Here is a 13389-nt window from a genome sequence, read left to right as displayed (position 1 = left end):
GCCGCCGACCAGCAACTTCCTGTTCCGGTTCACCACCGCGGACGTCGAGGTCGGCGGGGTGGTGATCCCGGACCTACCCGCTCCGCGGGTAGGTCGGCGCGCTGCGCCTTCCAACGACGGTCGGCCGCTTCGCGTCCTCCAACCCCAGCTATGGCTGACTTGGCATCAGAAAGCTTCTGACCTGCGATTTTGATGCTGACTGCGATGCGGGGAGGGGGGCCGGGCCGCTGAAATGTGCAATCGCGAATATTAGTTCCGGCTTCAAAAATTGACGCTTCGCGCGATTTTCATTCACCTGGTCGCCGATTTTGTAGATTTCAGACTGCGATATTATAGATATGGAGTCAGATGACTTCGTTTCAGTTTCCGTGGAACCGGAGCAGATTGCAAGGGAAGGAGAAGGGCAATGATTAGAGCGAGTTTCATTATATCTGCATTGTCTCTATTGGTGCAGATCTTAGCACTCGTCGCAACGATATTAGGGAAGTAAATTATAGATGGCTCCCCGTGCTGCGGGGAGCCATCTCATAAAGGGGTATCCCCTGGGCTTCGCACCGCCTGATACGAAAGACTCCCGAGCTTGTAGGGTGGAACCCCATGACCCCGGCTAGGTGGGCATTGTGAGGGCGTATCAGGATTTCTCTGTTAGGAAATCCTGCCTTAGCCACCATGCCCTTTCCGGTGATCCTTCTGGCTGCTCCTGTCCACTGGCCGGCCCGGTGCCTGCGGTGTTCGTGGCGGGTGTGTGCGGCCTGGAGAGGAGACGGATCGGGTTTCGATGGCAGCGCAGCGAAGGTGGTGGTCGACCGGGGCCGCGTGCGTGCTCAGCCGGGCCGGTGGGCTCCTTGATGGGCGTGGTTTCGTGACGAGTTTCGTGTCGGAGGGCGGGCATCAAGGTTGGCTGTCGCGTCGGGCGCAGCGGTAGGGGTTGTGGCTGTTCAGGTGCCCTTTGTGGCGCGACGGTCGTGACGCGCGACAGGCCCGGTGCGACAGGCTGGTGGCTCTGTGGCTGGCGCACGGTGGGGGAGGGGAGGGGGGCACATGGTGTCGCGGAGGCCGCCGGCGGACGTGGAGGGGGTGAAGGCCCGGCGCGCGGCATCTCCCGGTACTGACGGGGTCGTCTCGCCCAGCCGTCCCTACGCCGGGGGGAGGTATGCCAGGGTTGGAGTCGCCGAGTTCACGGCCCAATCCCGCGTGGGGCGGGCTGTCGAGGACGGCCGGTTTCGCGGGTCGGTCATATCGACCCTCGTTTGCAACGTCATGCCGCGCTTACAGCCCCGCCCCATACCGCCCTATCGTGCCCATCTCTGCTTACCGGTTTGCGGTAGCTGAATCGTCTGCATCGGCGGTCGCCTTGGCCTCTGTCACAACGGGGCCGTCAGCATCGGGTGTTGCCTTCGCTTTCTTGGTGCCGTTTCGGGGGCGGAAGATGGTGCGGAGCAGCGTGGCGTTCTGTGCGATCTTGGCGCGTTCGATGTGGGCTGTTCGGCGGGCGTTTCGTGGCGGGCCGTCACGAAAGCGGGCCGGTCGGGGGTGGTCGGCGTGACCGGGATCCGCTCGGCGGCCTCCCGCGCCTCCTGGACGGCCGGGTCGGGCAGTCCGAGGGCCTCGCGGCGGGCGGCGGTGGCCTGTTCGAGGAGGCGCCTGGTGAAGATGCGCACGATGCGGCGCAGCGTGGTGAGGGCCTGGCTGGGGTCGCGTCCGTCGGCGAGGGCCTGGACGAAGTTGGCGGCGCTGCGGTGGATGGTCTCGCCGAGGAGCAGGACGTTGTCCTGCGGTTCGGGCAACGGCTCTCGGCTCGCGGGTTCGCTCGGTGCAGCGGCGGGCGCGGGTTGGGCGGTCGTGGTCTGCTCGGCGGCCTTGTTGCGGCGGTACTTGGCCGAGCGGTGGGCGTCCGAGCAGGTCTTGCGGGGGCGGCCGGTCTTCGGCACGGGGAGCACGACGTTGCAGCCGGGGTAGGCGCAGGTGCGGGGCTTGTCCTGGGGAGAACGCACAAGGTGAGGCTACCGATCCGGGTTTCGTGGTGTCACGAAACTGCGGGTCATCAAGGCGAGGGGCTGGCCTGGTGCGAATGGGTCCGGGCCCGACCGCTGGGGGGTGGTCGGTCGGGCCCGGAGTCTTGGAGGCGACGCGGGGAGGGGTCAGTCGACCTCGACATAGGCGACCAGGACGATCGTGCCGAGCATGGTCGAGACGTAGGCGATCCGGACGCCGTCCTTGGCGTACTCCAGGACCGGGCTGTCGGGTTGGCTCTGTTCGCGAGAACGGGCAGCGGATGTACACCGGTTTGGAAGGCAGCCGACGCCCGCGAGGGGTTCGAAATGTTCACGGGTTTCGACAGCAGCAGCGCCATCGAGAGTTTGCTGCCGGGGTGCTCGATGGACGGTGCCGTCGGGTGTCTAGGGTCGCGTTCCATGACGAGGACCACGCCCCCGCGCCCGCTCGATGTCGAGGGGCTCTTCCCGGAACTGGCCGCCTACCGCGGTACGACGACGCGCCTGCACCCGCGGCCGGGCAGCCCGACGGTGTCGGGCAGCTCGGTGGGCGGTCCGATGCTGTGGCCAGCGGACGAACCGTGGCCGGTGTGCGGTGAGGCCCACGGCCGCGGGCGGGGGCGCCGCCCGGCCGACATCCACCGCTACCGACGGGTCCTGTCTGCCGCATGGGCCCGGGAGGAGAACCCGGGCCCCACGGACGAGGAGCGCAAACTGCTCGGCGAGCTGCGCCTGGAGCACCGGTTTCCCGAGGTGCCGGGCACGGACCCGCTGCCGATGATCGGCCTCGCGCAGCTGTACCGGCGGGATGTTCCGGACCTGCCGGCGGGGCCGGGCGACTGCGACCTGCTCCAGGTGTTCTGGTGCCCTTTCGACGCTCACAGCCCGGGCCGGTACGACCTGGAGCTGCACCTGCGCTGGCGACGTTCCTGGGAGGTCGGAGAGGTGCTGGCAGCGCCCCCGCAGCCACTGGTCGTCGGGTACGACGGGTTCCTACCCGAGCCCTGCGTCCTGCATCCGGAGCAGGTGACCACGTACCCGTTCGCCGGCCTCCTGCCCGAGGACCTGTGCGCCCGGATCGATGCCTGGGAGGAAGCCCTTGAGGAAGAGGCCGAGCAGTCCGCGGACGAGGACGTAGCCGAGCCGGTCGGCTACCAGTACGACCTGTCCATCCCACCCGGCTGGCGCGTCGGCGGCTTCGCCTCCTGGCACGCCACCGACCCGTACCCCATGGACTGTCGGACCTGCAGGACGCCGATGCACCTGCTGCTGACTATCGACAGCTCGGAGTGGGACGGCGGCAGCGGCAGCTGGAAGCCGCTGGAGGACCGAGACCTGCCCGCCCATCAGCACGCCACACCCACCGAGGTCACCGTGGGCCGCTTCGGCGAGCTCAACGTCTTCGCCTGTCCCACCGATCCGAACCATCCACACCGCTGGAGCATCCAGTAGCTCGCAGGACCACCGGTGTGGCAAGAGCATCATCGCCGAGCTCGGGCGCTGTCGCTTCTCGCGAACATCGAACATGCCACTGAGCGGGTGCCTCCCGAAGTACTGAACAGACGCTGTCGAAACCCGTGAACAAAGCCATCGGGTCGCATCTGGACGCCGGCGGCTTTCGGGCTCAGCGCGATGGTGTTCAGGTGCGGGTCGAGGCGGGCAAGGGCGGCGTCGTCCATCTCGGCGATCTGCCGCTCGGCGACCTCGTGGAAGGTGATGACCGCGCGGCGCGGCGGGCGGTCAGGCAACACGCTGCTCGCCGCTGGATACCTGGGTGACCTCGATGCCGCGCTCGATCTTGATGTCGTCCCAGGTGCGGCAACCGTTCAGGTCGACACCGCGGTCCGCCAGGTCGAGCAGGACGTAGGCCAGCGTCGGATCCTCCAGCGCTGCGTCCCGGGCCGTCGCGCGTAGCCCGTCGGCCTCGGAGGGGTCGAACACCATCCGCATTGCGTCCTCCTGGTGCTGGTCTGCAGGCTCTCAGAGTAGGACGTTCTGCCGTCCCCGTGGGGGCGCTGGTGTCTGGATGGTGCCGGGACGTCCGGCCGGCCGCGTGGGCACGCGATGCCGGCTGTGGCGGCCGGCTGGACGTCCCGGCGTTGGAAAGCTTCGGTGCGGCGGTGCCGCACCTAGCCTGCCCTGCTGGAACAAGGCAAGCCGGTCCCCTATTTGTGTCGAGTGGCAACGGCCGGGGAGACCGCGTACAGGCGCCCTGAAGAAGGGCAGGAGAGGGCGCTCTATGCCCGGAATGGATGCCCCGAAGACATGCGGACACGGCGAACCGGGGGCCTATGCCGCCGGAGCTGGCATGGCGGTGCCGAGCACTGTCGCGTGCTGCAGCGTCTGGGCATGCCGGGGCCTAACACGGCATGCGGGGCGTCGTGCGGGCAGCTCGGGGCTGGCCGCGTTCGCGGAACGGCGGAGAGTGCTGACGGAGCTCCGGCCGCGCTAAGACATTTTGGTTCTTGGCTTTCATCCCGTCCTCCAATCCCCTCACTGCAAGGTTTTCCGTTTGCGGAACGCCATGGCCATCCGGGGCCTTCCCATGACCCGGTTGGTATCCCCGAGGATTGCGTCTCGGCGGCGTTGGGGCAAGCGTCGTTGTCCCGGCAAGGTCGGACGAAGTTGCTGTTGCGGGCGCTCAGGTGACCAGGGGGTCGAGTGCTGCGAGCTGGGGATGCGCGCTGACGGTATCTCAACTTGCACTGGGACAAAGCGAGAAACCGGGACGGGAGCGACTGGACTGTCCCTGTGGGACACAGGAACCTGTCGCATGGGAGCCCATCCCGCTCGGCTCTGGAAGGCCGGGCGGGCGTCGTGTGGGCCCTCTGTCGAGTGGCAACAGGCAAGGGAGATCGCATTGCGGAAGAAGCACACCAACCAGGCCGTCGCCTCCGCGGCGTGCGTGGAGGTCCAGACGACGGCCGGCACCCAGGTGCCGGTCTCGGCCGCGGTGGTCGTGGTCGTCGTCCTCCTCCTCACCACCGCGCTCACCGCGCGGGGCATGACGGTGCAGACCGTCGTCACCACCCTGGCCACGGCCGGTCTGCTCGGTATCGAGCTGGTCCGCCGCCTGGTCGAGACGCTCACCACCCGCCGGACCCGATAGGAGAGGGCCTGTGGGGCGCCTGAACACCGGCGCCCTGGCTGAGCAGGTCAAGGAAACCGTGGCGCTCGCGCAGTGGCTTCGCAAGCTGCGCGAGCGCTCCGGTCTCACCTACAGCCAGATGGCGCAGAAGACCACCGAACTCGCGCTGCCCGTCTCCATCGCCACCCTCTCCCGCGCCGATGAGGGCCGCACGGTCCCGACTTGGCCGGTCACCGAGGCCTACACCCGGGCCTGCGGCGGGTCGGTGCGCATCGTGGAACGGCTGTGGCTGCGTGCCGACGCCAACCGGCCCGGACGCAAGAAGAGGGGCGCGGTGACCGTGCCCACCTCGGGCCAGGCCCTGCGGTACATCACGGAGCGCTCCGAGCTGCACTTCGCGATGAAGCGGTTGTGGCTGCACGCCGCGAGCCCATCCCTGCGGGAGCTGGAAGCACGGGCCGTCCATAACGGAGTGAGCCAGCTGCCGCGAAGCACTATGCATGGGGTGCTGGCAGGCGAGCGGGACTGCACGGAAAGGGTTCTCATCGAGTTCGTGCGGGCCTGCGGGGTCGCACTTGAGGAGGAGGCTGAGTGGGTTGAGGCGCTGCGGCGCGTCAACGCCTACCAGCGTGCTGGCGGCGTGCCGCTGTCCGTCGAGCAGCGGCTGGCCGACGCCGAGGCGGAGATCCTGCGGCTGCAGGAGTCGATCGGCCGAAGCTCGGACGAGGCGGCCCTGGTTCCGGAGCCGGCCACGGCCGTGGACACCCCGCTCCCGGTCCGGCGGTGGCGGTCACGCCCACCGGCCGTGCCCCAGCAGGCCCGACCCCCGCAGCGACCGGTCGAGCGGACCCCGTAGAAGCAAGGAGGTCGATCTGTGTGGTGCGGTCGCCGTCGACCGCACCACACGCTGACGCAGGAAAGGAGCCAAGGCCACCCGGGATTCGCCTTCGTCCAGGTCGTCGTCAGCCGGCCTGGTCCGCTCCGGGGCTGGAGTCGGTGGCGGCGGGCGGCTCGGCCGCCCCGATAGAGCCCGGGGTTGTGGCAACCACCGACTCCACGTGCTCGCGAGCAACGGCATCTGCCGTCGCCGACTCCTCTCCCGGCGTAACGCGCGTCCAGTCAGCCAGCGCCTTCACCATGTCCAGCACCATCCTCTGACGGGGCTCGGGCAGGAACGGCCAGGACACCCACGCCGGAGCGGACAACACAACGACGAACAGGACGGGCAGGATCCTCAGCCCGATCAGCGCGTGCCGGAGAACAACAGAACTCAACGAACAGCCAGCCTCAATCCGCACGATGCGGGGTCAGACCTGCCGAACGAACCGGAACCGCAAATCGTCACTCAATGGTGATTTCGGTCACACCGGCAGGCTTTTTTTTGAGGAGACCGTCCGAATACGACTCGACAGCACACCCGGCCCAGAGCCCGGAACCGAGAGTACGGGGCACCGCAGCTCCGCTCAACTCGGTTGCCTCTTCCACGCATCGGGAGTAACAAGCGTCCCTAGCGGGGAGGATCGCGGGCGTTGTACCCACGCACTAGGGAGGGGAAGCAATGTCGTACTACGAGACCACCGCCGAGAGCGCCGCTGGACATGCCGTCGAGCGGTTCGGCCCCGACAGGCAGACCGAAGCCATCGGAGAGGGCCTGGGCGCGATCGCCTTCGCCATCCTCGAACTGGCACGCGCCGTCAAGGACCTGGCCGAGGCGCAGCAGCAGTAGCGGTCCCAACTCCGAGGGGTGCCGGCCAGGTGGGCCGGCATCCTTTTGTTGCGCGCCGTCGCGGGGTTGCGCGATCCCGGGATCAAGATCTGCGAGTGACGGCGTCCAGCCCAAAGTGCTCAGTCCTGTCAGGGTGACGGTCGTAACGACCGACGCGGGCAGGGAGCGAGGGCCACAGTGAACGTCTCGTCCGGGCAGCCGGCGGCCAACTGTTTTCAGCAGAGCATCCAGGCGACGCGGGCGGTCAACAGGCTGAGGACACGCAGACTGATACCGGCGGCAAACGGAATGGCAAACGCTGGCCGCGACCTGTCCCCACCCCACGCGGTCGGCCTCATCGCGCCTCCCGTCAGGTAGCAAATCTTGGGTGCCCTCGCGCACCGTGCAAGATCCACAACCACGCGGGATCCATCCACACCGGCAGTACTACTGCCTCGTGAGTTGGGTCAGTTTGACGGGATCGACCGATCAGACACCAGGCCCGGGCCCACAGCTCGACAGTATGATCCGGGTATCCGCAGGCCTTCACGATAGCCTTGACCATGGCCAGAGAAGGCCACTGGCCATGGCATAGCACGCGGCTGAGTGCTGATCTGCTGGTGACTTCTGCGACCCCGGCATTCAGCAGGGCGCTCTGCGTCAGTCCGGACCGCGCAACCATGCTCCTGAGCCCGTCGATCAGATCGTGGTGCTGCAGTTGATGCTGAAGCAACAGCTCGTTGCGCCTGAGCTGCGGGGAGGCTGCCGCCTCCCACAGGGCTCGTGCTCGCTTGAGATCAGCCTGATCGCCGCCACAGCCCACCACAAAGGCCTCCACCTTACCCCACTTGGGCAGAACACGTCCGCGGGTCATGCGGCACAGGGCAGGTGCCGAGCAGCCTGGCTTGCCAGCCAAGCGCTGGGCGAGCTGCGCGGGCGTCAGGCTTTTGCGTTCACGCAGCTCGAACAGGTACAGCGCGAGATTGTGAAACGGAGTGTCACGTCCCGGGCGAGTCGGTTGCCGTCCCATGACCATCTACTCTCAGGCGATCTCCGGGTGGACGCCGGTGAACAGCCGCCCGATCATCTGAGCCGCCCCTTGCGCGATGCGACGAGGCGCAGCGAGCGCGGCCGTGAACGCGGCCAGCGCGACCACTCCCTGTACAACCACCACGGGGACGGCGGCCGTGGTCATTACGATCACTGCACCACTGGCCGCGACGAGAATGATCACACCAGTCAGGGGGGGAATCCACCACGGTGACACTGGCGACGGGCCCCACCAACCGGTGGGGACCCGCTCATCGCCAGGCCTAACGACGCAAAACTCAGTTTCGGCATCACTATTCGGCCTGCGATCGCACATCTGATTGGCCCTCACTTCCTCAGATGTTGTACGAGACTCCCGGTACGCGGGCCCATGCCTTGCCGAGCAGGGAACCCGCAGAAGCTCGTCCAGAGCGAGGGTACGCCTTGAGCGAACTGTCGGGCAATGCCGATGAGGTCGTTATTGCACCCATCCCACCGAAGATGAAATAAAAAAACAGCGCCTCGGCCAGCATCAGCCCAGTTCAGGCCGTATATGATCAACCGAGAGCTGGAACAGAAGAGGCCCATCATCCCGGTTCCATTGCCCTCAACACAATTAGTCCGTAGCCTAGCCACAGGAATGTGCGGAGCCCTCACTCGGCACCTTCCACACGCAGCAATCGCTTGCTGTGAAGTGACCGTAACGCACCGCATGCTATTGCCGTAGCAGCCGAGAGCGACAGTCACATCGTACGCTGTTGCCGCCAGCGTCCGAAGGCGCCGCGGAGCCCTAAATTATGGGCTTCGCGGCGCAAAACCGTGTTGAGATGAAATTGGCCCATAGTCACAACCGATCAGTCAATCTCTATGACGTCCAGGCCCACAAGCCGCACGGGACATCGCGGCGGACGACCAACATCTCGCGCCAATCTGGCGGGTGAGACCACCGATGTGATCGCCGAGGGCTTGGCCGCTATCGCGTTCGCTAGATGTGCCGTGACAATCCGCAAGCCCGCCAACACGCAGAGGCACTAGACGCGGGGAGGGGGTGCCGCACCCCTTCCGTTTGTCCGCGAGTGCGGGACTACGCGGTCCCCGGAACGTGTGGCGGCTTCACCGTCCCGCTCACCAGCACCACCACTGACACGTCGGCCTGTGCCGGCACCACTCCGCCGGTGGTCACCGAGTGCGCGCCGCGGACATCACGTCGAGGGGGGATTTCACGCAGAGGCCACAGTGCTGGCTCTGCTCACGAGAACGGGCAGTACTTCGACGTCGGTTCGTGTCCGCTGCCATTGAACTTTGCCCGTTTGCCACCGAAGGTTGACCACTGGAGCGGTCAACCTTCGGTGGCAGATATGGGCCGGTGGTCAATGTCCAATGGCAGGCGATCAAGGATCGGTGGCGGCGGACAGCTGTTGCATCGAGGCCCGCCTGTGCAGGCAGCCGTGCGGACTCGTCTCCTGTACCGGCTACACCCGCAGAAGGTCGGACGTCGTTGTTCCCGGCCGGACCACATAGATGCCGGAGCCCACCGGTGTCTCCTCCGACTCGCTTCGGAGCCCCTCGACATCGACGTCAGCCGGCCACCGTGTGGGTGTGCTCAGACCACCGCATCCCCTCCAGGTCGATGCCAGTGAGATCGACGGTGCTCAGGTCGGCTTGGGTGAAGTCGTCCAGGAGGACGTAGAGAGTCTCCACGTCCATGGTTCTGGCACAGGTTGTGTGGAATGGTCCGGCCGTCAGGTGAGGCTCTTGCCCAGTACGGTCGCTGACCTGCTGTTTCGCGAAGCGCAGGGCCTCGCCTGGCGACTCCGGCCCGCTCCACCACACAACCTGTGCCAGAACCAGAACTCGTGAACAAAACCACAGTGCCCTGCCGGCCGGGCCGGATCCGCAGAAGCTGCAGCGATGGCACCGTCGAACGGCCGGTACTTCAAGCCCTCGGCGGAGGCCATCTTCGAGGTGACCAGCCTCCTCTCTCCAGGCGACGCCCGGCGCTGACCAGCCGGGTACAACACGCCACCAGCCCCGTGCCGGTCGGCCGTTTCCGGGCCGGGGCCGCCGCTCCCCACCCCCTTGCGCAATGCGCACAGTCCTGCCATAGTCGTGGCGTGCGCAAAGCACACACCCCAATTTCGGGAGAGGACCCCGATCATGGCGATCTTCAACTTCGGCGGCCGCGAGATCGACACCACCAAGGCCAGCTCCGGCCAGCTCGCCGACGCGCTCACGGCGGCCGGCGGGACCGTTGACGGCAGCATCGTCGCCGGGACGGTCCACGGTGTAACCGGAGGCACCGTCACCGGCCGCGTGCAGATGGGCGGCACCACGGGCGACAAGGACGCCCGCTGATGCCCGTCTACGTCACGTCCGCCGGCCAGCGCAGCGCAACGATCGCCTGGGAACCCCAGGACGACCCCCACGGCTGGCTGTCCCGGGCAGTCGAGTCCGACCAGCTCTCCTATGCGCTGGAGGCCCTTGGCGACGGCGAGACCGAGCACGACACCAGCCGCCAGGCCGACGCCGCGCTGCAGGCCGCCCACCACACCATGACCATCGCCCGACTCCTGGAGGCCCGCGTCGCGGCCCAAGTCGTCCGTCTCCGCGACGCCCACGGGCTGTCCTGGCGGCGGATCGCGGAGACCCTCCACGGCGACCCGGACAAGCAGAGCTCAGTCCGACGGCAGTACGAGGCCGGCCTTCGCCAACTCGGCCGCTGAACCCACGACGCGCCCCGGGACCAAGTCGGTCCCGGGGCCTCGTCACGCACGCACCCGCCCCCGCCGCCCGGACCCGGTCCACCCACAACGTGAACCGGCCCCCCGGGTCAGCCGCGCGGACCGCTCCAAAGAGGTCGGCGCCCGCCCGGGGCGGGAGGCCCGGCGAGAGCCTGGTGGTCGCCGTCGGCGGCCGGGAGCCGTTCCGCGGGCAGCAGTGGCCAGGCCTGGCGGACAGGTGCGGGCTGAGGAGTTGGGGTGCTGTCGGCTTCGGGTCGGACGGCGAGCTGACGGCGGGCGTGAGTGGACATCACACCATGATCTACCGGTGACGGGAGACGGGTTCGCCGCTGCTCAATCCCGATGGTCGCCCCGCCAAGACCTCTTTGATTACGTTCGCGGCCAGCCGTGGTGATGCGTCCGACCTGTCAGGGTCTTGACCGCTGCCGACTTCCTCTGGCGTGATCCGCAGCCAGTTCTGCACAACCTTGAGTTGGTCTCCTGGAAGGTTCTCCATGACGAGACGAACGTCTTCTGGGTGACGTGCGAGCTGGATAGCCATCGCGCTCACTCCTCCCCGCTCCAGGACGTACCTGTAAAACACGATCTTGAGAGTATCGGTCTCAGTGTGGACGTCTCGGATGGAGGCCATTGGGTCCCCCGGCACTGATTCTTCGCGGTCCCTGAACCTAACCTGCAGCGCCGCCAAGTAGAACGATGCATCGGGAACGCCGGCATCGACGGCTGCCTGGTAGAAGGCCTCCGCCCCGTCAGGGTCCCCGGCCGCCTCCCGCATCCTCGCCAGGAAGAGCAACGCCGTGGTGTCACCGGCGTGGACAGCTGCCCGGTACAAGGTCTCTGCCCCCTCAGAGTTCCCCGCCATCTGCTCCACCCTCGCCAGGCCAAGCAGGTTGTCGGAGTGCCCAGCCGCGGTTGCCAGACGAGACAGCCACGCGGGGTTGTCGATCGAGAGGGCAAGTTCAGCCAAAGTGCGGGCCGCATTGTCAGCTGAGCTCAACTCGCGGGCTGCTTCCTCAACCGACCCGGGGTAGCCGGAGTCAGCGTCGCCCTCAACCAACAACTCGATGATCATCTGAACGTCGCTGGCTCGTCCTGCAGGCGTGCGCTCGCTCAGTCGGCGTGCGCCCTCCGACCTCAGGGAGGACTGCTCCAGTAGTGCGTCGAACTCCTGGTCATCGTCCACGTTCGTCACGCTCCTCCTGCTTCACCTTGGTCCGCCACCGGTGGATCCGGCCTTCGATCGCTCGCACGGATTTGGCATCCAGCAGTTCGCGGATCTCCTCCTGGGAGAAGCCGTCAATGGTCAAGGCGACCGCCGCCCTGGTCATCGGGTTGTCGATCTCCTCAAGGTCGGTGAGCACCCTCAGGTTGCCGATCACCTCCTCAGCGACGCCCAGGGTGCGGACCGACTCCTCGCAGACGGCCTTCTGCCGGCGGAGCGCACGGGACTGCCGTTCCTCGCTGGCCTTCCACCGGCGGAACTCGTTGGGGAAGTCGTACGCACAGGCGCCCATGAAGTAGGTGGTAATGCTAGCCCCGCCCTCGAATCGCCAGCCGCCCTCGACGAAGGCCCGCTGGCGGAACCGCGGCAATGCGCGCGCGACAGTCATGGTGGCCAGCTCGTCCCGAAGATCGCTGTTCGAGTTCAGCTCTTCCAGCTCCAGCTCGTGAGGGTGGAGGCCGAAGCCCCGCTGTGCGACGAGCTGAAAGATGAAGCCGGAGTACATCCAGGCCCGCAGCACCGCGATCCCGTACCGGACGAGCTCGTCGACGAACCGGTCGTACCGTGAGCCCTCGAAGCCATCCCGGGCCAGCAGTTCAACGATTCGCTGGTCAGCCATCCGCCGGTCGATGCTTTCCTGCAGCTTTTGCGCCTTCTTACTCTCACGGGACTTCTCGGCGAAGAACGCGTCCAAGATCTCCATGGGCACCGGCACACCAAGATCGTTCCTGTTGGACCGGCCTTCGGGTTGTAGGTCCCGGGCGCGCGCGGCCGCGAACTGCCCGCCCGCGTCGTCGCCCTGCATTGCCTCCCCTTCCGCTCGTCTCCTCGGCCCGTTCAGAGTGAAGGGGCCGAAGTCGGCCCCGGCCCACCCCACTCGCAAGCTCCTGGGCTGCGCCGAAACCGAGTTCGCCCCCTTGTAAGTGGCTCGCCCCCCGGTACCCCACGGACTGTTTTCAAGATCTTTTAGAGCTGCTCCGGGCGAAGCCGCCCGTGGGGTAGCGGGCTGGCTGCGACGTAGAAGCGGGCGTCTGAATCACCGACAGATCGCTGGAGGAGCACATGAGCTCGCTCACCTCGACCCCGCCCCCGCCGTCCCAGCTGCCGCCGGAGCCCGAGCCGCTCTTCACGGTGCGCACCGCCATCATCCTCCTCGGGGGTGCCTTCATCGGCACGGTCGTCGGCGGCCTCACGTTCCTAGGAGGAGGCTCGGCGGCCGAAGCAGTGCTGGCGGGGCTGACCGGCTTCGGAGCGAGCGTGATGGGCCTGCACAAGCTGATCCGCTGACCCCGCATCAGCCCGGGAAAAGGAAGGATAATGACCAATCACCTTCCCTCGAAGAACTGCTGCTCTCGGCAACTGGTGAGGGTTGGGGGTGGTCGGCGCCGATACACGGGCCCTGTCCCGGGCCAGGGCTGTCGGGGTGGTCGGCGCCGAGTAGCTTTGCCGGGGGCCGCTGGTTGGCAAGCCAGCTAGCCATCGAGCCGCTTTGGCGTTCAAGCCCCCGGTCCCCGACAGGGCCTCTGTGCCGGATCGGCTGAGGGCCCGGTCGGCGGGTGGCAGCCCCCCACGGAGATCGGAATAGCACACCTCTGAACTCAAGTAACTAT

The 13389-nt window shown here is 67.0% G+C and carries 16 protein-coding genes; 7 read left to right on the top strand and 9 right to left on the bottom strand.

Annotated features, from left to right (window positions below):
- Positions 1 to 1364: 1364 nt before the first annotated feature.
- Positions 1365 to 1994: a hypothetical protein gene (locus ABZ885_RS25115; protein ID WP_360192742.1), complete on the bottom strand. Its 630-nt coding sequence runs from the start codon at positions 1992 to 1994 to the stop codon at positions 1365 to 1367.
- Positions 1995 to 2414: 420 nt separating this feature from the next.
- On the opposite strand from ABZ885_RS25115, the gene ABZ885_RS25110 reads away from it, so the two are divergent.
- On the top strand, positions 2415 to 3446 hold the full coding sequence (locus tag ABZ885_RS25110; protein ID WP_360192739.1) for a hypothetical protein: 1032 nt from the start codon (positions 2415 to 2417) through the stop codon (positions 3444 to 3446).
- 29 nt (positions 3447 to 3475) lie between these two features.
- On the opposite strand, the gene ABZ885_RS25105 is transcribed toward ABZ885_RS25110, so the two are convergent.
- The gene (locus tag ABZ885_RS25105; protein ID WP_360192736.1) at positions 3476 to 3745 is read right to left on the bottom strand and encodes a hypothetical protein; all 270 of its coding nucleotides are present in this window, start codon (positions 3743 to 3745) and stop codon (positions 3476 to 3478) included.
- Positions 3735 to 3944, bottom strand: a complete 210-nt coding sequence (locus ABZ885_RS25100) for a hypothetical protein (RefSeq protein ID WP_360192734.1) — start codon at positions 3942 to 3944, stop codon at positions 3735 to 3737. Before ABZ885_RS25100 ends, ABZ885_RS25105 begins: the two co-directional genes overlap by 11 nt.
- Positions 3945 to 4854: 910 nt before the next feature.
- Here ABZ885_RS25100 and ABZ885_RS25095 point away from each other — a divergent pair.
- Both ABZ885_RS25095 and ABZ885_RS25090 read left to right on the top strand, forming a co-directional pair.
- A complete protein-coding gene (locus tag ABZ885_RS25095) occupies positions 4855 to 5103 on the top strand; it encodes a hypothetical protein (RefSeq protein ID WP_360192731.1) in 249 nt (82 codons plus the stop codon).
- 10 nt (positions 5104 to 5113) lie between these two features.
- On the top strand, positions 5114 to 5938 hold the full coding sequence (locus ABZ885_RS25090) for a helix-turn-helix transcriptional regulator (protein WP_360192728.1): 825 nt from the start codon (positions 5114 to 5116) through the stop codon (positions 5936 to 5938).
- A gap of 106 nt (positions 5939 to 6044) precedes the next feature.
- On the opposite strand, the gene ABZ885_RS25085 is transcribed toward ABZ885_RS25090, so the two are convergent.
- Complete coding sequence (locus ABZ885_RS25085; RefSeq protein WP_360192725.1) at positions 6045 to 6356, bottom strand: hypothetical protein; 312 nt, start codon at positions 6354 to 6356, stop codon at positions 6045 to 6047.
- 284 nt (positions 6357 to 6640) lie between these two features.
- On the opposite strand from ABZ885_RS25085, the gene ABZ885_RS25080 reads away from it, so the two are divergent.
- Complete coding sequence (locus ABZ885_RS25080) at positions 6641 to 6808, top strand: hypothetical protein (protein WP_360192722.1); 168 nt, start codon at positions 6641 to 6643, stop codon at positions 6806 to 6808.
- A 349-nt stretch (positions 6809 to 7157) separates the two neighbouring features.
- Here the strand turns inward: ABZ885_RS25080 and ABZ885_RS25075 are convergent, their stop codons facing one another.
- From ABZ885_RS25075 to ABZ885_RS25065, 3 genes are all read right to left on the bottom strand, one after another.
- Positions 7158 to 7817, bottom strand: a complete 660-nt coding sequence (locus tag ABZ885_RS25075; protein WP_360192719.1) for a helix-turn-helix transcriptional regulator — start codon at positions 7815 to 7817, stop codon at positions 7158 to 7160.
- A gap of 12 nt (positions 7818 to 7829) precedes the next feature.
- Positions 7830 to 8021: a hypothetical protein gene (locus tag ABZ885_RS25070; RefSeq protein WP_360192716.1), complete on the bottom strand. Its 192-nt coding sequence runs from the start codon at positions 8019 to 8021 to the stop codon at positions 7830 to 7832.
- A 1373-nt stretch (positions 8022 to 9394) separates the two neighbouring features.
- Complete coding sequence (locus tag ABZ885_RS25065) at positions 9395 to 9523, bottom strand: hypothetical protein (RefSeq protein WP_360192714.1); 129 nt, start codon at positions 9521 to 9523, stop codon at positions 9395 to 9397.
- A 450-nt stretch (positions 9524 to 9973) separates the two neighbouring features.
- Between ABZ885_RS25065 and ABZ885_RS25060 the strand changes: the two genes are divergently transcribed.
- The gene (locus tag ABZ885_RS25060) at positions 9974 to 10171 is read left to right on the top strand and encodes a hypothetical protein (RefSeq protein ID WP_360192711.1); all 198 of its coding nucleotides are present in this window, start codon (positions 9974 to 9976) and stop codon (positions 10169 to 10171) included.
- Positions 10171 to 10539: a hypothetical protein gene (locus tag ABZ885_RS25055; protein ID WP_360192708.1), complete on the top strand. Its 369-nt coding sequence runs from the start codon at positions 10171 to 10173 to the stop codon at positions 10537 to 10539. Before ABZ885_RS25060 ends, ABZ885_RS25055 begins: the two co-directional genes overlap by 1 nt.
- Before the next feature lie 319 nt (positions 10540 to 10858).
- On the opposite strand, the gene ABZ885_RS25050 is transcribed toward ABZ885_RS25055, so the two are convergent.
- Together ABZ885_RS25050 and ABZ885_RS25045 are read right to left on the bottom strand one after the other, a co-directional pair.
- Complete coding sequence (locus ABZ885_RS25050) at positions 10859 to 11749, bottom strand: hypothetical protein (RefSeq protein ID WP_360192705.1); 891 nt, start codon at positions 11747 to 11749, stop codon at positions 10859 to 10861.
- Positions 11730 to 12584, bottom strand: coding sequence for a hypothetical protein (locus tag ABZ885_RS25045; RefSeq protein WP_360192702.1), 855 nt, complete (start codon positions 12582 to 12584; stop codon positions 11730 to 11732). Before ABZ885_RS25045 ends, ABZ885_RS25050 begins: the two co-directional genes overlap by 20 nt.
- A gap of 257 nt (positions 12585 to 12841) precedes the next feature.
- On the opposite strand from ABZ885_RS25045, the gene ABZ885_RS25040 reads away from it, so the two are divergent.
- The gene (locus tag ABZ885_RS25040; protein WP_360192699.1) at positions 12842 to 13066 is read left to right on the top strand and encodes a hypothetical protein; all 225 of its coding nucleotides are present in this window, start codon (positions 12842 to 12844) and stop codon (positions 13064 to 13066) included.
- Positions 13067 to 13389: the final 323 nt, after the last annotated feature.

Source organism: Kitasatospora sp. NPDC047058, assembly GCF_040643935.1.
In the GTDB taxonomy this organism is placed as follows: domain Bacteria; phylum Actinomycetota; class Actinomycetes; order Streptomycetales; family Streptomycetaceae; genus Kitasatospora.
This window is presented reverse-complemented; position numbering and strand designations above follow the sequence as displayed.